18 protein-coding genes are annotated in these 20,133 nt (G+C 61.8%); 15 read left to right on the forward strand and 3 right to left on the reverse strand.

Features of this window, described 5'->3' with window-relative positions; genetic code table 11:
* Positions 1-54 precede the first annotated feature (54 nt).
* Positions 55-1,053, reverse strand: coding sequence for an NAD-dependent epimerase/dehydratase family protein (locus K675_RS0125145; protein ID WP_017906228.1), 999 nt, complete (start codon positions 1,051-1,053; stop codon positions 55-57).
* Positions 1,054-1,104: 51 nt separating this feature from the next.
* The gene (locus K675_RS0125150) at positions 1,105-1,998 is read right to left on the reverse strand and encodes a LysR family transcriptional regulator ArgP (protein ID WP_017906229.1); all 894 of its coding nucleotides are present in this window, start codon (positions 1,996-1,998) and stop codon (positions 1,105-1,107) included.
* A gap of 98 nt (positions 1,999-2,096) precedes the next feature.
* Between K675_RS0125150 and K675_RS0125155 the strand changes: the two genes are divergently transcribed.
* The 15 genes from K675_RS0125155 to K675_RS0125225 all read left to right on the forward strand — a co-directional run bounded on the left by K675_RS0125155 (position 2,097) and on the right by K675_RS0125225 (position 18,867).
* Positions 2,097-2,699, forward strand: coding sequence for a LysE/ArgO family amino acid transporter (locus K675_RS0125155; protein WP_017906230.1), 603 nt, complete (start codon positions 2,097-2,099; stop codon positions 2,697-2,699).
* A gap of 175 nt (positions 2,700-2,874) precedes the next feature.
* The gene (locus tag K675_RS0125160) at positions 2,875-3,471 is read left to right on the forward strand and encodes a superoxide dismutase (protein ID WP_017906231.1); all 597 of its coding nucleotides are present in this window, start codon (positions 2,875-2,877) and stop codon (positions 3,469-3,471) included.
* Positions 3,472-3,894: 423 nt separating this feature from the next.
* Positions 3,895-5,949, forward strand: coding sequence for a putative bifunctional diguanylate cyclase/phosphodiesterase (locus tag K675_RS0125165; RefSeq protein ID WP_017906232.1), 2,055 nt, complete (start codon positions 3,895-3,897; stop codon positions 5,947-5,949).
* 161 nt (positions 5,950-6,110) lie between these two features.
* Entirely contained in the window at positions 6,111-7,454 is a 1,344-nt protein-coding gene (locus K675_RS0125170; RefSeq protein ID WP_017906233.1) for an imelysin family protein, read from the forward strand.
* Positions 7,455-7,783: 329 nt separating this feature from the next.
* Positions 7,784-9,205, forward strand: a complete 1,422-nt coding sequence (locus K675_RS0125175; protein ID WP_017906234.1) for a di-heme oxidoredictase family protein — start codon at positions 7,784-7,786, stop codon at positions 9,203-9,205.
* Positions 9,206-9,231: 26 nt separating this feature from the next.
* The gene (locus tag K675_RS0125180) at positions 9,232-10,296 is read left to right on the forward strand and encodes an imelysin family protein (RefSeq protein WP_017906235.1); all 1,065 of its coding nucleotides are present in this window, start codon (positions 9,232-9,234) and stop codon (positions 10,294-10,296) included.
* A 2-nt stretch (positions 10,297-10,298) separates the two neighbouring features.
* Positions 10,299-11,396: a DUF1513 domain-containing protein gene (locus K675_RS0125185; protein ID WP_026145525.1), complete on the forward strand. Its 1,098-nt coding sequence runs from the start codon at positions 10,299-10,301 to the stop codon at positions 11,394-11,396.
* A gap of 228 nt (positions 11,397-11,624) precedes the next feature.
* Positions 11,625-12,218 carry a DegT/DnrJ/EryC1/StrS family aminotransferase gene (locus K675_RS32550; RefSeq protein WP_080635400.1) on the forward strand — a complete coding sequence of 198 codons (594 nt, stop codon included), beginning with the start codon at positions 11,625-11,627 and terminating at the stop codon, positions 12,216-12,218.
* Positions 12,208-13,266 (forward strand): CDP-glycerol glycerophosphotransferase family protein, encoded by a 1,059-nt coding sequence (locus K675_RS0125195; protein ID WP_017906238.1) that lies wholly within the window; start codon positions 12,208-12,210, stop codon positions 13,264-13,266. The genes K675_RS32550 and K675_RS0125195 overlap by 11 nt, the downstream gene beginning before the upstream one ends.
* A gap of 5 nt (positions 13,267-13,271) precedes the next feature.
* The gene (locus K675_RS0125200; protein WP_017906239.1) at positions 13,272-13,793 is read left to right on the forward strand and encodes an adenylyl-sulfate kinase; all 522 of its coding nucleotides are present in this window, start codon (positions 13,272-13,274) and stop codon (positions 13,791-13,793) included.
* Complete coding sequence (locus tag K675_RS0125205) at positions 13,790-14,353, forward strand: hypothetical protein (RefSeq protein WP_017906240.1); 564 nt, start codon at positions 13,790-13,792, stop codon at positions 14,351-14,353. The genes K675_RS0125200 and K675_RS0125205 overlap by 4 nt, the downstream gene beginning before the upstream one ends.
* Positions 14,350-15,084 carry a formyltransferase family protein gene (locus K675_RS0125210; RefSeq protein ID WP_017906241.1) on the forward strand — a complete coding sequence of 245 codons (735 nt, stop codon included), beginning with the start codon at positions 14,350-14,352 and terminating at the stop codon, positions 15,082-15,084. Before K675_RS0125205 ends, K675_RS0125210 begins: the two co-directional genes overlap by 4 nt.
* Positions 15,081-17,453, forward strand: a complete 2,373-nt coding sequence (locus K675_RS0125215) for a PEP-utilizing enzyme (RefSeq protein ID WP_017906242.1) — start codon at positions 15,081-15,083, stop codon at positions 17,451-17,453. The genes K675_RS0125210 and K675_RS0125215 overlap by 4 nt, the downstream gene beginning before the upstream one ends.
* Positions 17,454-17,466: 13 nt before the next feature.
* Positions 17,467-18,096 (forward strand): gamma-glutamyl-gamma-aminobutyrate hydrolase family protein, encoded by a 630-nt coding sequence (locus K675_RS0125220; RefSeq protein ID WP_017906243.1) that lies wholly within the window; start codon positions 17,467-17,469, stop codon positions 18,094-18,096.
* A 6-nt stretch (positions 18,097-18,102) separates the two neighbouring features.
* Positions 18,103-18,867, forward strand: a complete 765-nt coding sequence (locus tag K675_RS0125225) for a phosphocholine cytidylyltransferase family protein (protein ID WP_017906244.1) — start codon at positions 18,103-18,105, stop codon at positions 18,865-18,867.
* Between the two features lie 218 nt (positions 18,868-19,085).
* On the opposite strand, the gene rpoS is transcribed toward K675_RS0125225, so the two are convergent.
* Positions 19,086-20,090: an RNA polymerase sigma factor RpoS gene (rpoS, locus tag K675_RS0125230; RefSeq protein WP_017906245.1), complete on the reverse strand. Its 1,005-nt coding sequence runs from the start codon at positions 20,088-20,090 to the stop codon at positions 19,086-19,088.
* Positions 20,091-20,133 lie beyond the last annotated feature (43 nt).

A 20,133-nucleotide genomic window follows, 5' to 3' on the forward strand; every position in this document is an offset into this window, starting at 1 on the left:
CGCTCTGATCGACTCTTAACCGGGCATTCGGTTCAGCATCGGTTATCGAATGTTTCAGCGGCCAGCCGACTCCTGGGCCTGCCACCAGTGGCAGAACTCGTCCAGCGCGGCCCACAGGCTGACTTTGGGCGCGTACCCCAGATAATGCCGTGCACGGCTGATGTCCAGGGTGAAATCCTTGTTCATCACCTGCATCCCGAGTCGCGACAGGGTCGGCTCAGGGCGCCCCGGCCACAGCGCGCAGACCGCCTCATTGAGCGCCGCAACGCTGTAAGCCAGGCCATAGGAACGGTAGCGCGTCACCTGTGGCACCTGCATCTGGCGCATCACGTAGTTGACCACATCCCACAACGGCACCGGCGTGCCGTTGCTGATGTTGTAGACCTTGCCCAGCGCCGAACCGCTGGCCTGCAGGCAACTCAGCAGTGCCTCGTTGAGGTTCTGCACACTGGTGAAGTCGACCTTGTTCAGGCCGTTGCCGACGATCGCCAGGCGGCCCTTGCGCTGCATCCTCAACAGCCGCGGGAAGATGCTCATGTCGCCGGCGCCGGTGACGAAACGCGGCCGCAGGGCGAGCACTTCCAGGCCGAACTCCTGGGCACCGAAGACCTTCTGCTCGGCGAGAAACTTGGTGGCCGCGTAGGGATGCCGGAAACGCCTGGGCACCTGCTCCTCGGTCAGCCCCAGGTGCGAACGGCCGTCGAAATACACCGACGGAGAAGAAAGATGCACCAGGCGTCGCACCTGTTCCTTGAGACAGGCTTCAACGACATTCTCGGTGACCAGCACATTGCCCTGATGAAATTCCTGGTAGCGCCCCCACAGCCCCACGGCACCGGCGCAATGCACCACCGCCTCGACGTCCCGGCACAGCTCGCGTACCAATTGCGGATCACTCAGGTCGCCCTGGACGAACTCGGCCCCCCGGCGCACCAGATGCTCGACGCCCTCGGCCCGGCGGCCGTTGACCCGCACCGCATAGCCCTGCTCCAGGGCGCAACGGGCAAAGCGCCCGCCGATAAAGCCGCTCGCGCCGGTGACCAGAATTTTCATGTCGTCTCCAAATACCTTGATTCGTGTTGCCTGCTACTTAAACGCTGTCGATCACGCCAGAGGCACCAGCCACTGTGCGGCCGAGCGTGCCAGGTGCTCCGTGAGGCGCCCCAGCAACTGGCCGCCGTTGCGCCAATGATGCCAGTACAACGGCACATCGACCGGCCGATCCACAATCAATTCCACCAATTGCCCATGGGCCAGATGCTCACGGACTTGCAATTCAGGCACCAGGCCCCAGCCCAGGCCGGCCTCACTCATGCGTAGAAAACCCTCGGATGAGGGGCACAGATGATGTTCGAAACCGCCCTCTACCCCCAGCGCGGCAAGATAGCGATGTTGCAACAGGTCATCCGGACCGAACACCAGCGCCGGCGCCCGAGCGAGCGAGTGGACATCGACCCCGCCAGGGAAATGCCGGTCCATGAAGGCCGGTGTGGCCAACGCCCGATAGCGCATGGCGCCCAGCAGCAGGCTGCGTGCACCGGCTACCGGGCGTTCGCTGGCACAGAGACAGGCCGCCACCTCGCCGGCACGCATGCGCTTGAGGCCAACGGTCTGGTCTTCCACCACCAGCTCCAGCAACAGATGATTGGCGACGCAGAAATCCCCTATCGCCTGCGCCCACCAGGTCGCCAGGCTGTCGGCGTTCAGTGCGATGCGCAGGCGCTCCGGCTGCCCCTCCTCATCCAGCGCCGGGAGCTGGCCCTGCAGATCGCGTTCGAGCAGGCGCACCTGCTGCACATGGTTGAGCAGGCGCCGGCCGATTTCGGTCGGACTCGGCGGCGTGGCCCGCACCAGCACCGGCTGACCGACCCGTGCCTCAAGCAGTTTGATCCGCTGCGACACCGCCGACTGCGACAACCCCAGCACCTGCGCCGCGCGATCGAAGCCGGCCTGCTCGACCACGGCGGCCAGAGCGGAAAGCAACTTGTAGTCGAACATCAGCTTTCCTAATGAGCGATCACCAATATTGATTTTTCTTATACAGGATAGCGCCGGAGAATGCGCGCCAGGATTCACCAACGAGGAGCACCCTCAACATGTGGCAGAGTTATGTGAACGGCCTGCTGGTGGCCGCCGGGCTGATCATGGCGATCGGTACCCAGAACGCCTTTGTCCTGGCCCAGAGCCTGCGCCGCGAACATCACCTGCCGGTCGCCGCGCTGTGCGTCGCCTGTGACGCGATCCTCGTGGCGGCCGGTGTGTTCGGCCTGGCCACCGTGCTGGCCCATAACCCGACGCTGCTGGCCGTCGCCCGCTGGGGCGGTGCCGCGTTCCTGATCTGGTATGGCGGCCAGGCCCTGCGCCGCGCCTGCTCGCGGCAGAGCCTGCAGCAGGGCGAGGGCCAGAGCGTACGCTCGTTGCGCGCCGTGCTGCTCAGCGCTCTGGCGGTGACCCTGCTCAACCCGCATGTGTACCTCGATACCGTGCTGCTGATCGGCTCCCTCGGTGCCCAGCAGAGCGAACCCGGGGCCTACGTCGTCGGTGCCGCCAGCGCTTCGCTGCTGTGGTTCTTCACCCTGGCCCTGGGCGCTGCGTGGCTGGCGCCCTGGCTGGCGCGCCCGGCAACCTGGCGCGTCCTCGACCTGCTGGTGGCGGCGATGATGTTCGGCGTGGCGGCGCAACTGATTGCGGCCGGGTAACGGGACAAAAGGCTCTGGAACCTTTATCCCACACAGTTGTTGCGTGGTTAAGCCGCTACCCCGGTGCTATGATCGGAGACCTGCGCCGCAAGGGGTAAAAACTCCACGGCGCATTGTCGGGCCGCCCGTGATCGGCCTTGCGCTCCCCGCAACTGACCTGATTAGGAGAATAACCATGGCTTTCGAATTGCCGCCGCTGCCCTACGCACACGATGCCCTGCAGCCGCACATCTCCAAGGAAACCCTGGAGTTCCACCACGACAAGCACCACAACACCTATGTCGTGAACCTGAACAACCTGGTGCCAGGCACCGAGTTCGAAGGCAAGACTCTGGAAGAGATCGTCAAGACTTCGTCGGGTGGCATCTTCAACAACGCCGCTCAAGTCTGGAACCACACCTTCTACTGGAACTGCCTGGCGCCAAACGCCGGCGGTCAGCCTACCGGTGCCCTGGCCGACGCGATCAACGCCGCCTTCGGTTCGTTCGACAAGTTCAAGGAAGAGTTCACCAAGACTTCCGTCGGCACCTTCGGCTCCGGCTGGGGCTGGCTGGTGAAGAAGGCTGACGGCTCCCTGGCCCTGGCCAGCACCATCGGCGCCGGCAACCCGCTGACCAGCGGCGACACCCCGCTGCTGACCTGCGACGTCTGGGAACACGCCTACTACATCGACTACCGCAACGTGCGTCCAAAGTATGTCGAGGCGTTCTGGAACCTGGTGAACTGGAAATTCGTCGCCGAGCAGTTCGAAGGCAAGACCTTCACCGCTTGAGACTGAAGCCCACCTTCAAAAAAACCCGACTTGTCGGGTTTTTTTATGCCTGGACGAATGCCTGAGCGAACCAGGCTTGAGGGCTGGGTGCAGACAACGAGAGCAGGCTTTCATGGACGAGCCCGGCGCCTACAGATCGCAGGCGTAGGCGGGCTTGCCGGCGAAAAGGCCATCGCCTTGCGCGCCATTGCCGAAACGACTGAGCCGACTCGCGCCAAGTCAGCTAAATTGAAGGATGTGCCCTCAAGTTGGACCGCTCCCCTACCGACACAGTACCTGATGAACCCAAAGGGACGGAAACCGCGTTTTGGTCAAGCATACGTACCGATCATCCCCCGCCACATTGTCCCTTTGACTGCCGGGGCCGGATTGCCAATACTCATGGCAACTTGATGCTACCTGCACGGAACAAGGAATAGCCCTTTGAAGCTGGAACTCAAGAACAGCTTGTCGGTGAAGTTGCTCCGGGTCGTGCTGTTGTCGGCATTGATTGTCGGCGTGGTACTGAGCTGCGCGCAAATCGTGTTCGACGCCTACAAGACCCGCCAGGCGGTCGCCAGCGACGCCCAGCGGATCCTCGACATGTTCCGCGACCCCTCGACCCAGGCCGTCTACAGCCTTGATCGGGAAATGGGCATGCAGGTGATCGAGGGCCTGTTCCAGGATCAATCCGTGCGCATGGCCTCCATCGGTCATCCCAACGAAACCATGCTCGCGGAGAAGTCCCGCGACCTGCAGACTTCCTCCAGCCGCTGGCTTACCGACCTGATCCTCGGCCAGGAACGCACCTTCACCACCCAACTGGTCGGCCGTGGCCCCTACAGCGAATACTACGGCGACCTGAGCATCACCCTCGATACCGCCACCTATGGCCAGAGCTTCATCATCAGTTCGGTGATCATCTTCATCTCCGGCGTATTGCGGGCCCTGTTGATGGCACTGGTGCTGTATCTGGTCTACCACTGGCTATTGACCAAACCACTGTCGCGGATCATCGAGCACCTGAGCAACATCAACCCGGATCGCCCGGCGGCGAATCAGTTGCCACTGCTCAGGGGCCACGAAACCAACGAACTGGGGATCTGGATCAATACCGCCAACCAGTTGCTGGCCTCGATCGAGCGCAACACCCACCTGCGTCACGAGGCGGAAAACAGCCTGCTGCGCATGTCCCAGTACGATTTCCTCACCGGCCTGCCGAACCGCCTGCAACTGCAACAGCAACTGGACAAGATCCTGATCGACGCCGGCCGCCTGCAGCGCCGGGTCGCGGTGCTGGTGGTCGGCCTCGACGACTTCAAGGGCATAAACGAACAGTTCGGCTACCAGACCGGCGACCAGTTGCTGCTGGCCCTGGCCGACCGCCTGCGCGCCCACAGCGGCCGTCTCGGAGCCCTCGCACGCCTGGGGGGCGATCAGTTCTCCCTGGTCCAGGCCGATATCGAACAGCCCTACGAGGCCGCCGAGCTGGCGCAAAGCATTCTCGACGACCTGGAAGCGCCCTTCGCCCTCGACCATCAGGAAATCCGCCTGCGCGCGACCATCGGCATCACCCTGTTTCCGGAAGATGGCGACAGCACCGAGAAGCTGCTGCAGAAAGCCGAACAGACCATGACCCTGGCCAAGAGCCGCTCGCGCAACCGCTATCAGTTCTATATCGCCAGCGTCGACAGCGAGATGCGCCGCCGCCGCGAGCTGGAAAAGGATCTGCGCGAAGCCCTCGACCGCAACCAGTTCTATCTGGTCTACCAGCCCCAGATCAGCTATCGCGACCACCGGGTGGTCGGCGTCGAGGCATTGATCCGCTGGCAGCATCCGGAACACGGCCTGGTCCCGCCGGACCAGTTCATCCCGCTGGCCGAACAGAACGGCACGATCATCGCCATCGGCGAGTGGGTGCTGGACCAGGCCTGCCGCCAACTGCGCGAATGGCACGACCTGGGCTTCAGCGACCTGCGCATGGCGGTCAATCTGTCCACCGTGCAACTGCACCACGCCGAGCTGCCGCGGGTGGTCAACAACCTGCTGCAGATGTACCGCCTGCCGCCACGCAGCCTCGAACTGGAGGTCACCGAAACCGGCCTGATGGAAGACATCAGCACCGCTGCCCAGCACCTGCTGAGCCTTCGCCGTTCCGGCGCGCTGATCGCCATCGACGACTTCGGTACCGGCTATTCGTCGCTGAGCTACCTAAAGAGCCTGCCGCTGGACAAGATCAAGATCGACAAGAGCTTCGTCCAGGACCTGCTGGAGGACGACGACGATGCGACCATCGTCCGGGCGATCATCCAGTTGGGCAAGAGCCTCGGCATGCAGGTGATCGCCGAGGGCGTGGAAACCGTCGAGCAGGAGGCCTACATCATTGCCGAAGGCTGTCATGAGGGCCAGGGCTATCACTACAGCAAGCCACTGCCGGCCCGCGAACTGGGCGCCTATCTCAAGCAGGCCCAGCGCAGCAACGCGGCGATGCTCCAGTAATCACCGCCTTACGCATATACCCAGCGGTAATCAATCAACAGATTATTAGTAAATATTTCAAAGACTAATCCTTTACACAAAATGCATATCTTTCGCATTATGTGTCGGTTTTGCGCTTCCCCGCGCGCACTCGTCCAACCTCTCGAAGCAGGATACCCGCCATGATTCGCATGCCTCTGGCCACCGCCAGCCTGTTGGCCCTTGCCATCGCCCTCGCCGGCTGTGGCGACAAGGACAAGGAAAAAACCGCAGCCGCCGCGCCGACACCGGCCGCCAGCGCTCCGGCCACACCTGCCAGCGACGCTGCCGGCAAGGTTGACGAGGCGGCCGGCAAGGCCGTGGTCACGCACTACGCCGACCTGGTGTTCGCCGTGTACAGCGATGCCGAATCCACCGCGAAGACCCTGCAGCAGGCCATCGACGCGTTCCTCGCCAAGCCGAACGCGCAAACCCTCGAGGCCGCCAAGGCCGCCTGGGTCGCCGCGCGCGTGCCTTACCTGCAGAGCGAAGTGTTCCGCTTCGGCAACACCATCATCGACGACTGGGAAGGCCAGGTGAACGCCTGGCCGCTGGACGAAGGCCTGATCGACTACGTCGACGCCTCCTACGAGCACACCCTGGGCAACCCGGGTGCCAGCGCCAACATCATCGCCAACAAGCAGATCCAGGTTGGCGAGGACAAGATCGACGTGGCCGAGATCACCCCGGAAAAACTCGCCAGCCTGAACGAACTGGGCGGCTCCGAAGCCAACGTCGCCACCGGCTATCACGCCATCGAATTCCTCCTGTGGGGCCAGGACCTCAACGGCACCGGCCCGGGCGCGGGCAACCGTCCGGCTTCGGACTACCTCGAAGGTGCCGGCGCCACCGGTGGTCACAACGATCGGCGGCGCGCCTACCTGAAGGCCGTGACCCAACTGCTGGTCAGCGACCTGGAGGAAATGGTCGGCAACTGGAAGCCGAACGTGGCCGACAACTATCGCGCCAGCCTGGAAGCCGAGCCAGCCGAAAGCGGCCTGCGCAAGATGCTGTTCGGCATGGGCAGCCTGTCGCTCGGCGAACTGGCGGGCGAGCGGATGAAAGTGTCCCTGGAAGCCAACTCGCCGGAAGACGAACAGGACTGCTTCAGCGACAACACTCACAACTCGCACTTCTACGATGCCAAGGGCATCCGCAACGTCTACTTGGGCGAGTACACCCGCACCGACGGCACCAAGCTGACCGGCCCGAGCCTGTCGTCGCTGGTGGCGAAGGTCGACCCGGCTGCCGATACCGCGCTCAAGAACGATCTGGAAAGCACCGAAGCGAAAATCCAGGTCATGGTCGACCATGCCAACAAGGGCGAGCACTACGACCAGTTGATCGCCGCCGGCAACGATGCGGGCAACAAGATCGTACGCGACGCCATCGCCGCGCTGGTCAAGCAGACCGGTTCGATCGAACAGGCTGCCGCCAAGCTGGGCATCAGCGACCTGAACCCAGACAACGCCGACCACGAGTTCTGATCACCAGCCAGGCCGTCCCTCTTGAACAGAGGGACGGCCCTGTAGACGGATATCCCTGTGGTGAGTGGGCTTGCCCACGCTGGGCCGCCTCGCGGCCCCAGTATCGAAGATCGCGCTGCATCAGGAAGAACGCGATAACCGATTTACGGCTGCGTTGCAGCCGAGCGTGGGCAAGCCCACTCGCCACAAGCGAACCGACCAGCCGCGAACGGGCGGTCCCGTTACAGATAACGACTGGCTCAGCACAATATTTACTGATCTGGGCAAACGCTTGCCCAGCCCCGGCCCGATAAGATTCGCGCCCTGTCCCGAACCCTGTTTCCATGCCCATGCCTTCATCACCGCTTCGCCTGTCGTCGTTACTCCTGGCTCTGCTTCTGAGTGCCTGCGATGACGCTGCGCGCTTTACCGCGCCCGAGCCCGGCGAGGCACGCTCCGGCGGCGAGACCACGGTGAACAGGAGCGATCGCAGTGCCTTTTCGGCACCGGCCGCCAATCTCTCGCCAAGTCGCCGCCTGGACTTCAGTGTCGGCAACAGTTTCTTTCGCAGCCCCTGGGTGATCGCCCCGTCGACCACCACCGCCCGTGACGGCCTGGGCCCGCTGTTCAACACCAATGCCTGCCAGAATTGTCACATCCGGGACGGGCGCGGCCATCCACCGGAAGCCGGCTCGGACAACGCCGTCTCGATGCTGGTGCGCCTGTCGATCCCCAATGCCCCGGCCCATGCGCAGTTGATCGAGCAGCAGGGCGTGGTGCCCGAGCCGGTCTATGGCGGCCAGTTGCAGGACATGGCCATTCCCGGCGTCGCGCCGGAAGGCAAGGTACGTGTCGAATACGATCCCGTGCCGGTACGCTTCAAGGACGGCACCGAAGTCGAACTGCGCAAGCCTCGCCTGCTGATCAGTCAGTTGGGCTACGGCCCGATGCACCCGGATACGCGCTTTTCCGCCCGTGTCGCGCCGCCGATGATCGGCCTGGGCCTGCTGGAAGCGATCCCCGAGGACGCGATTCTCGCCAACGCGAAAGCTCAGCGGCGTGACGGCATCGCCGGCCGGCCGAACCGGGTCTGGGACGACGCCCAGGGCAAGACGGTGCTGGGCCGCTTTGGCTGGAAGGCCGGGCAACCCAACCTCAATCAACAAAACGTTCACGCCTTTTCGGGTGACATGGGCCTCACCACGACACTGCGGCCCTTCGATGACTGCACCACGACCCAGACCGCCTGCCGCAACGCCCCCAACGGCAATGGCGCCGACGGCGAACAGGAGGTCAGCGACAACATCCTGCGCCTGGTGCTGTTCTACACCCGCAACCTGGCGGTGCCGGCCCGTCGTGACGTCGGCGCGCAACAGGTACTGGCCGGCAAGCGGCTGTTCCACCAGGCTGGCTGCCAGAGCTGCCATACCCCGCAGTTCACCACCTCGGCCACAGCCGCCGAACCGGAACTGGCCAGCCAGGTGATCCGCCCCTACAGTGATCTGTTGCTGCATGACATGGGCCCCGGGCTGGCGGACAACCGCACCGAGTTCCTGGCCGGCGGCAGCGACTGGCGCACGCCCCCTTTGTGGGGCATCGGCCTGACCGGAACGGTCAGCGGTCACACAAGGTTCCTGCATGACGGCCGTGCCCGCAACCTGCTCGAAGCCGTGCTCTGGCACGGCGGTGAAGCCCTGCCGGCACAGCAGCGCGTCCTGTCGTTCAATGCCGAGCAGCGCGCCGCCTTGCTGGCTTTCCTGAATTCGCTATAAGAAATCCTTAACCAGAGGACCTGGACATGTTCCGCCCCAAACTATTGTTCACCAGCCTCGCCGCGCTCGCCATCGGCGCCTGCTCGCCGCAGGACCCGCAGGCCATCACCTCGGCGGCCATCGCCAAGCAGGTGATCCTGCCGACCTACAACCGCTGGGTCGAAGCCGACCGCCAACTGGCAGTCAGCGCCCTGGCCTTCTGCGAGAGCAAGGCCAGCCTGGACACCGCCCGCGCCGACTTTCTCCATGCCCAGAAAGCCTGGGCCGAACTGCAACCGTTGCTGATCGGGCCGCTGGCCGAGGGCAACCGCTCCTGGCAGGTGCAGTTCTGGCCGGACAAGAAGAACCTGGTCGGCCGCCAGGTCGAGCAACTGGTCAGCGCCCAGCCGCAGATCGATGCCGCCACCCTGGCCAAGTCCAGCGTGGTGGTCCAGGGCTTGTCGGCCTACGAATACATCCTGTTCGACAGCAAGATCGACATGGCTGACAGCGCCCAGAAAGCCCGCTACTGCCCGCTGCTGACGGCCATCGGCGAACGCCAGAAGACCCTGGCCGAAGAGATCCTGTCGCGCTGGAACAGCAACGACGGCATGCTCGCGCAGCTGAGCAAGTTCCCGAACCAGCGCTACGCCGACTCCCACGAGGCCATCGCCGACCTGCTGCGGGTCCAGGTCACCGCGCTGGACACCCTGAAGAAGAAGCTCGGCACGCCGATGGGCCGCCAGGCCAAGGGCATTGCCCAACCGTTTCAGGCCGATGCCTGGCGCAGCCAGTCGTCGCTGCAGGGCCTGGAAGCCAGCCTGGCGGCCGCCCGCACCGTCTGGGTCGGGGTCGACAACAAGGGCCTGCGCGGCCTGCTGCCGGCCGAGCAGAAGCCGTTGGCCGACAAGATCGATGCCGCCTATGCCGCGTCCCTCGAGCTGTTCGCCAGCAACCAGCGCTCGCTGACCGAGATGCTCGGTGACGACGCCGGTCGCCAGCAGCTCAACGACCTCTATGACAGCCTCAACGTCGTCCATCGCCTGCACGAAGGCGAACTGGCCAAGGCGCTGGGTATCCAACTGGGCTTCAATGCCAACGACGGTGACTGATGATGCTGCGACGCCAGGTCCTGACCTTGGGTAGCCTGCTGCTCAGCGCGATCACGCTGGGCGGCTGGACCCTGTTCCGCCACAAAGGCAGCAGCCCGCTGCTGCTCTCTGCCCGCGACGACAGCGACGGCGGACACTATGCCGTGGGCTATCGACTCGACGGCCAGAAGGTCTTCGCGACCCGGGTCAGCCAGCGTTGCCACGACATCATCAACCATCCGTCGCTGCCGCTGGCGGTGTTCATCGCCCGCCGCCCCGGCACGGAGAGCTACCTGATCGACCTGCGCGACGGACGCCTGCTGCAGACCCTCGTCTCGCAACCGAATCGGCACTTCTACGGCCATGCGGTGATCCACAAGAGCGGCGACTGGCTGTATGCCACCGAAAACGACACCCGCGATCCGGGGCGAGGTCTGCTCGGCGTCTACCGGTTCGACGGTGAGCGCCTGGTTCATGCAGGCGAAATTCCCACCCACGGCATCGGCCCGCACCAGGTCTCGTGGATGCCCGATGGCGAAACCCTGATCGTCGCCAACGGCGGTATCCGTACCGAAGCCGAAAGCCGGGTGGACATGAACCTCGATGCGATGGAGCCGAGCCTGGTGCTGGTGCAGCGTGACGGCACCCTGCTGAGCAAGGAAACCCTGGCCCAGCCGATGAACAGTATCCGTCACCTGGGGGTGGCCGCCGACGGCACCATCGTCGCCGGCCAGCAGTTCATGGGGCCGTCCCACGAGCCGTCCGAATTGCTCGCGATCAAGCGCCCCGGGCAACCCTTCGCTGCCTTTCCGGTCGCCGAGCAGCAGTTGCAGGCGATGGGGCACTACACCGCCAGCGTCGCGGTGCACAGCGCGCTGCGCCTGGTGGCGTTGACCGCGCCACGAGGCAACCGATTCTTCATCTGGGAGCTGGACAGCGGCCAACTGCGCCTGGATGCCCACCTGCTCGACTGTGCCGGTGTAGGCGCGGTGCCCGACGGCTTCGTGGTCACTTCCGGCCAGGGCCGCTGCCGCTTCTATGATTGCCGCCAGCAGGAACTGACAGCCAAACCCCTGGACTTGCCTGCGGGGCTCTGGGACAACCACCTGCATCTGGCGTAGGACACACGGGCCCGGTTCGCGGGCAACCCGCGAATGCCTGCCCGGCGTGGGCACGCTCAAGGCCCGGCAGGGCGTCAACAAGAAGAGTCACGTCAGCCACCGGGCCTATGAGAACCTGCCAGCCTCGGCACAAGTGGCATAATCTCTGCATCACATTGAATCAGGGCGTATACGGCGAGACTTATCCGGCTTTTTTTTGACGCAGGGTAGTACTACTGCCAAGAGGTCATGTATGGCGGTAGCGGCAAAACAAAAAAATCACACTTCATGTTTTTGGGTACCCGTTCGAGCGGGATCGACTTTCATGGAGGCCAACGTGGTCACCATGGCGCGCTCGGCCTCCTGGACAACAACCAGCAAAAAAACGGGCAGTTGCTGCTCAAAAAAACCATGAATCACAGCAAGACACGGGGCCTGCCGCCTATACACCTGTACGGCCAGCTGGCGCCGATGCCAGAACGGATGCCCCTTGCCGAGCCTTACCCGAACCGAATCGACCATACCCTGACCAGGTTGCCCAAAGGGACTGCGCGAGCAGCCCATGGATGGCATCTGTTCGTGATCGAGCGCCCTGGGCGTGATGCGCTCAAAAAGCGCCTGACGCACCACGGCGTTCAAACCGACATCCACTATCCGCTGCCAATTCCCCGGCACAGACCTTATGCAGACTTGGCATTGAGTTCTGCCATGATCGCTGCGGGCCTCTGTGAGCGCACGCTATCACGTCCCATTTACCCCACCCTTGGTGAAGCGCAACAGGACTACGTGATAGACGCTCTGAATCAGTTCTCTGCTCGTCAGGAAACAATCCATGAAAAATAAGGATTTCGCGCAAGTCGCTTTTTTTATACACGCCGCCGAAATATTCAACCATTACCAGGCGGTATGGCGACTGCTGGGAAGCGAGGCCTTCGACATTGTCTTGCACGGCACCGACAACGAACGGGCGAACACCCTGGCGCTGGCCAGTGCTGCCGGCTACCGCTGCTTCAACAGCGAAACGGTGATCGCGTCCGGGTACCGCTACGACATCGTCGTATCCAACCTGAGCATGTATCACCACATGGATCAGCCGATCATCCATGTACTCGGTCATCGTCGTGTACGCTTCATGTACGCCCTGGGAAAGGCAAAGCACAACTTTTCCAACTGGAACAACGACTACGATCTGATCCTCTGTTTCGGTCCTTGGCAGGCTGAGCGCCTGAAGCAATGTTGCAATGCAGTAACGTTCCAGATGGGCTACCCGCGGTATGACGAGTACTTCCGCGAACCCGCGCGGCTAGGCGTATCGCCACCGGGGTTGACCCTGGATCCGGCAAAAAAGACCGTGCTCTGGTTGCCCACCTGGATGGAGCTGTCGTCGATCAGGCTTTATGCCGATGCCATGTCCGCTCTGTGCCGCGATTACAATGTCATCGTCAAGACACACCCGCTATCGGTAGAAGCCGAACCCGAGGTTCTGGCTATTCTCGACCTCTATCACTTCACGGCGGTGATCGTCACGGTCTATGACAATCTGAACCTGTTCCGCTGTGCCGACTACGTAGTGGCAGACTATGGTGGTACAGCGTTCGGTGCGCTGTACCTGGACAAGAACCTTTTATTGCTGAACGTTCCAGACGCGGAAAAAGATGCCCATACCGGTGATGACTCGCCAGATATTCTGCTGCGCGAGGAGATCGTCAATATCGACGAACAAGATCGCTGGAACCTGCCCGCCCTGTTCGCCGATGAGTCGTTATGGGCAGCTCAAGCCAAGACTCGCCAAGGTTTGCGGCATAAATATTTCGTCAACAGCTACGGGTTTTCTGCCGAGATGGCCGTCATGGCTTTGTGCAATATCGAAACCTTACTAAAACAAGGATAAAGGCCATGGTCATCTGGCTAGTCGGTCTGTCCGGGGCTGGCAAAACAACGATTGGGCGAGCCCTGTACGCCAGCCTGAAACAGAATCGGCCGCAGACCGTGTTCGTCGATGGCGATGAAATCAGGACGTTGTTTCGCCATGATCAGCATGCTGACGCATATAGCCTGGCGGGGCGCCGGGTCAACGCCGAGCGCATCCAAGCCTTGTGCGCCTGGCTGGACAGCCAGGGCATTGATGTTGTGTGCTGCATTCTTTCGATGTTTCAGGACATCAGCGATGACAACCGCCAGCGCTTTTCCAAATACCGGGAAGTGTTTGTCGACGTGCCGCTCGACACCCTCATTGAGCGCGATGACAAGGGTCTCTATCAATCTGCCCTGCGCGGAGAACAGGTCAACGTGGTCGGCATGGATATAGAGTACCGGCCACCCGCAGCGCCGGACCTGGTGTTGCACAACAGCCAGTTGCCAGAGGACCTGCCTGGCTATGTGGCGCAGATTCTGCAGATCAGCGGGTACGCTTCATGAACCGGAATTATCCCTACAGCGATGGCGATCTGCTGAGCAATCCGCAGACCTATCGCTATACCGAGTTTCAAGGCGATGTTTTTGTCCAGGCCTGGCGTGAGTCGCGCCAGGCCGTCTGCGCGGAGCTGCCTTTGCCCGCACTGCCCGCACTGAATGCATCCGCCCGCGCTTCGGTCACCGAGGTAAGCGGCCTGCTTGAACAGATCTGCCTGACTCTGCGCGCCAAGCCCCTGACCGACGATGCCCAAGGCCAATACTGGCTGCCGCGCTTGCTGAAAAAGTTCGAAGTCAGCAAGCGCCTGCACACCGGCTATGAACGGGTCTCACCTCACCGGGCTCTGCCCGGTAGTGGCTTCCTTGCACTGACACCCTACCTGCTGCTGGCCGAATGCATGATTCATGGCTGGCGCTCGACAAGTGCCGGTTATTACCTCAACGCCCTGCTCAAGCTCAACGATACCCTGATCTCGCAAAGGGCCCGGCTCGACAAGGACCAGGCCGCTTACCTGGCCTGGATTCTTGCTAACGAACAACATTTGATTACGGAGTTGAGTACATGAGTTCACCGGACCTGGTCTTGCTGTGCGCGCGCACAGCCCGCTCGGTCACCTATCTGCAAGCTCTGCATGCAGCAGGCATCGTGCCCGATCAGGTGCTGGTCTACGGCCAATCCAACAGCACGCCTCACACCAACCGCGCCTGGCAGGCCACGCAAGCCGATGGCCTGTTTCTGCCAGACCTCAAGGAAGACGTGAGTACTTGCCTGGAGCGCCTGGGCTGGCCTCATGTAATCTGCGCGGCCGACGCCCTGGACGACCCGGTCTTGCTCGCCTGCGTCAAAATGGCCAATCCGGGCCTGCTGGTCTATTCCGGCTACGGCGGCCAGTTGGTGCCTGCCGCCCTGCTCAAATGCTATCCGGTGCTGCATATCCATTCAGGCTGGTTGCCGGACTACCGTGGCAGTACAACAATCTATTATCAGATCCTTGAACAACGCCAGTGCGCCGCCAGTGCTCTCTTGCTGGATGAATCCATAGACACCGGCCCGGTACTGGCGCGCAAGGTCTATCCGCTACCGCCTGCCGGGCTGGATGTGGACTACGTCTACGACAACACCATCCGCGCCGATCTGCTGGTACAAGTGCTGAGCGGCTGGCGCCGGGACCCGGCCAGCCTCAAGCCCTTGACTCAAGAGCAGTCGCAGGCGCAGACGCCGCCCTACTTCATCATCCATCCCTTGCTCAAACATCTAGCGTTGCTCGCCGTAGACCAACAAGAGAAACAGCCATGAGTATTGAGTTCGGCACCAAATCCGAAACCCTCAAGCGCTTGCAACCCTTGCTTCGCAATTCACAGATACTGCCACTGCATTACTTCACCGTCGCCGACTGGCAACGCGACCCGACCGGAGCCTTGGCCCCCATTGACCGGATGGAGCACGGCGGCAGCGTAATCGTTCGAAGCAGTGCCAAAAACGAAGACGGCGCGGCCAGTTCCATGGCCGGAGCGTTCACCAGTCGCCTGAATGTTTCGACAACGATGACCGGAGAACTGAGCGCGGCTGTCGAACAAGTGATAGCCTCGTTCGCCGGGCACCAGACCGATGGCAATCAGGTGTTGATACAGCCAATGCTCAAGGATCTGCAGATGAGCGGCGTGGTCATGACCTATGACCTGGAGCACGGTGCTCCGTACTACGTGCTCAATTACGATGATGAAAGCGGCCTGACTGACACTATCACCGGAGGCATCGGTATTCAGAAAACCGTGCTGGTCTACCGCGACACCGATCGCGAGCTGGTACGTTCTTCCCGAATCCAAGCGGTTCTGGATGCCTGTCGCGAACTGGAGGCGCTTTGTGGTCAGGTGCCACTGGATATCGAATTCGCCGTGGACCGCAATCACCAGGTGTATGTGCTGCAAGTACGGCGCATCACCCTGAGCAATACCTGGCACCCGGTCATCGAACGTCGCGTTGCTCGCCAACTCCAGCATGTACGCAGCTTTCTGACTCAGCGTCTGGCTCCGCAAAATGGACTGTATGGGACAAGTACCGTGCTTGGGGTCATGCCGGACTGGAACCCGGCGGAAATCATCGGCACCACTGCGCGACCACTGGCGGCATCACTGTATCGACTGCTGGTCACCGATTCGACGTGGCGTGAAGCACGCAGCCTGATGGGTTATTACTCACCGAAGCGCCATGTGTTGATGGTGACTCTAGGCCATCACCCGTACATCGACGTGCGCTGCAGCTTCAATTCATTCCTGCCCGCGGGCCTTGCCCCGGCACTCTGCGAAAAACTGGTCAACGCCTGGCTGGCCCGGCTGCACGCCAATCCTGAATGGCACGACAAAGTGGAGTTCGAAATCGTCCCCACCTGCCTGGACTTCACCTTCGACAGCGATTTCGCTGCTCGTTATGGCGAGGTGCTGACCCGGGATGAATACGCGGTCTATCGTCACTCGCTTGGTGAATTGACATACAACGCCATAACCAGCCAGGGACCGGGATCCTTGTCACAGGCGCTGGCCGAAATCCGAGCCAGAGAGAGCCAACAACTCTCACGTACCGGTCAGCAAAGCGCGACTGTGGAGAACATCAACAGTCTGCTGCATGACTGTCGTGAACACGGCACTTTGCAGTTCGCAGTACTGGCCCGTCATTGTTTCATAGCCGAAGCCTTGCTGCGCTCGGCCAATCGGCGCGGCGCCTTGAGCGCCGAACGCCTGCAAGCCTGGAAGCAGTCCATCGCGACCGTCACCACCGAACTGACCAGCGACTACGCCGCCGTCTGCAACCAGGCTGCACCGCGGCCGCAGTTCCTGGAGAAGTTCGGCCACCTGCGCCCAGGCACCTATGAAATCACTTCGTTGCGCTACGACGAACGCGATGACCTGTTCGCCAGCGATCCGGTGCAACAATTCGACGCCAGCGCCCAGACTGAAACATTCCAATTGCAACCACACGAGCGTCGGGCGCTGCAGCAGTTACTGGACGAACAAGGATGGCCAATATCGACAGAGCAATTGCTGAGCTACGCCAGCCAGGCTATTCAGGCTCGGGAATACGCCAAGCTGGTATTTACCCGAGACCTGTCGGACGCCCTGCAGTTGCTTGTCAGTTGGGGCGGCGAGGTCGGCTTGGCACGCGAAGACCTGTCATTCCTGAAGATCGACGACATGCTCGAGACCCTCAGTGTGCCATTGATGGACGATCTCGACCGGGTCCTGCTCGAGCGTGCAACCCAGGCACGCAACAGCTATGAACAAGGTATATCGTTGAAGCTCGGCCATCTGATCGGTGGTATCGACGACGTCTTTGTCGTGCCACTGCATCGCAGCTTGCCCAATTTTATTACCCAGAAAGCCATCGAAGCCCCGGGCATTCAGCTCAGGCAGGACTCTCCGGCATCAATCTCTCTGCAAGGCCGCATCATATGCATCGAAAACGCCGACCCCGGCTATGACTGGGTCTTCACCCGCGGTATTGCCGGGCTGGTCACGCAATATGGCGGCGCCAATTCCCACATGGCGATACGCTGTGCCGAGTTCAGCATCCCGGCGGCCATTGGCTGCGGCGAGCAATTGTTCAACCGCTTGGTACGCAGCACGCGCATCGCACTGGACTGTCGGGACAAGACCTTGAGGCCACTATGAAAAGCCATCGCCCATGAGAAAGATCGGCATCACCCTGCGCCAATCATCACCCGCCAGCTACTACGAACTCCGTGACAGCCTGGACAGGGATTGGTATCGGCTGTTTACCGAGCTGGGCTTTGGCCATCACTGGCAACTGCTACCGAATTTGGGCGAAGAAACCGGAGCCTATGCCCAGGCTCATGGCATCGAAGGGATAATTTTCAGTGGTGGCGACGATATCGGCAGCGATCCTCTGCGTGACGCCAGCGAGAAAGCACTGTTGGCCCATTGCATCGCCCGGCAGTGGCCGGTGCTGGGAGTCTGCCGGGGGCTGCAGTTGATTCATCTGTTCTTTGGTGGGCAACTGGCCGAAGCCAATCGCAGTGTGCATGTGGCACAGCGTCATCTGCTCATGCCGACGACGGATGATCTACCTTGGCTGAGCCAGCCATCAGCGCCGCGTTCGGTCAACTCCTTCCACGGCAACCAGCTTGCCACGCCCATACCGGCCACATTGCGGCCATGGGCGTTTGATGAGCAGGGAGCCTGCGAGGCACTGGTGCATGTCAGCGAAAAAATCGCCGGGGTCATGTGGCATCCCGAGCGCGAAGCCTCTTTAAGCGAACTCGACCGGCAGTTGTGCCGGTGGTTATTTGAGTGAGTCGATATGAAAGCCATTATTCTCGCCGCCGGACGCGGGTCCCGCCTGGGCAGCATCACCGCGGCACAACCCAAGCCGCTGACGGTACTGGCAGGAAAACCGCTGCTCGAGTGGCAGCTCGAGGCATTGCACCATACCGGAGTCAGCGAGGTGCATCTGGTCAGCGGCTATTGCCACGACGCTCTGGAGCCTTACGGCCACGGCCGCCTGTACAATCCGCACTGGGCCAGCAGCAACATGGTCCGCAGCCTGATGCGCGCCGACGCCTTGCTGGCGGCCGAACCCATGCTGGTGTGCTACGGCGATATCGTGTACCGCCCGGATATTATCCAGAGCCTGATCAATTCACCCGCGTCCCTGGCGATCACCTATGACCTGGACTGGTGGTCGCTATGGTCGGCGCGCTTCAACGATCCACTGAGCGATGCCGAGCGTTTTCGCCAGTCCGACGGCCAATTGCTGGCAATTGGTGGGCACACCGACGATCACCAACAGATCGAAGGTCAGTACATGGGCCTGCTGAAATTCACCCCCGAAAGCTGGCAGCACGTCAGAGAGCTGCTCGCCGGGCTGAGTGCCGAACAGATAGACAAGCTGGACATGACCAACCTGCTCAGTCGCCTCCTGGCCAGCGGCACTCCCATCGCTGCCGTGGCCATTCGAGGCGGCTGGGTGGAAGTGGATAACCCATCGGACATTACCCTCTACGAGCGATTGATCGCCCAGCCGGGGTGGAGTCATGACTGGCGGCAAAGCGGCGCGGACAAGTGATCAGAAACAACCGTACCTCACTCGAAGCTCCTTCACGTGAGCACACCGGCTCGGCTAGGGCCGGATTCGCGCAGAGACGAGCCTGGATGAAACCTTGTGGGAGCGAGGCCCGCGATGAGGGCCCTGAGGGCACCGCAAAAGGCTTCGCGGGCAAGCCCGCTCCCACAGACATGCACCAAAGGCCGCTTGCAAAGCGGCTGGCCAAGATCAACCTGTCGTCACTGGAACAGCGATTCGCTCGACAGACCGTTCTTCTCCAGGATCTCACGCAAGCGCTTGAGGCCCTCGACCTGAATCTGCCGTACCCGTTCGCGGGTCAGGCCGATCTCCAGACCAACGTCCTCCAGCGTGCTGCTCTCGTGGCCGCGCAGGCCGAAACGCCGCACCACCACCTCGCGCTGCTTGTCGGTCAGTTCCGATAGCCACTGGTCGATGCTCTGGGACAGATCGTCGTCCTGCAACAACTCGCAGGGGTCGGTCGGCCGGTCATCCGTCAGGGTATCGAGCAGGGTCTTGTCCGAGTCCGGGCCAAGGGAAACGTCCACCGAGGACACCCGTTCGTTCAGGCCGAGCATGCGCTTGACCTCCCCGACCGGTTTTTCCAGCAGGTTGGCGATTTCTTCGGGAGAAGGCTCGTGGTCGAGCTTCTGTGTCAACTCGCGGGCCGCCCGCAGGTAGACGTTGAGCTCCTTGACCACATGGATCGGCAGACGGATGGTGCGGGTCTGATTCATGATCGCCCGTTCGATCGTCTGGCGAATCCACCAGGTGGCATAGGTCGAAAAGCGGAAACCGCGCTCCGGATCGAATTTCTCGACCGCCCTGATCAACCCGAGGTTGCCCTCTTCGATCAGGTCCAGCAGCGAAAGTCCACGGTTGACGTAACGTCGGGCAATTTTCACCACCAGACGCAAGTTGCTCTCGATCATGCGTTTGCGGCCCGCCGGATCGCCGCTTTGCGACAGACGCGCAAAATGGACTTCTTCTTCCGGGGACAACAAGGGGGAAAAACCGATTTCATTGAGATACAACTGGGTCGCATCCAGGGCCCGGGTGTAGTCAATGTATTTGTGCTGCTTGAGAGCGGCAGCATTTTTGGTCTTGGCACGAACTGGGGGTGGAGAACTATCGTCCTCCGGCATCATATCCATGACAATGTCGGAGTCCGTAAGGAGCACCTCATCGTCGATGTCAAACCCCGGCGCTTCTTTACTGAGAGCCATTGTTATAGTCCTTTGGTGAGTTCGACCTCAGGCTCGAGCGGCG

Source organism: Pseudomonas fuscovaginae SE-1 (assembly GCF_000364705.1).
Classification (GTDB): domain Bacteria; phylum Pseudomonadota; class Gammaproteobacteria; order Pseudomonadales; family Pseudomonadaceae; genus Aquipseudomonas; species Aquipseudomonas fuscovaginae_A.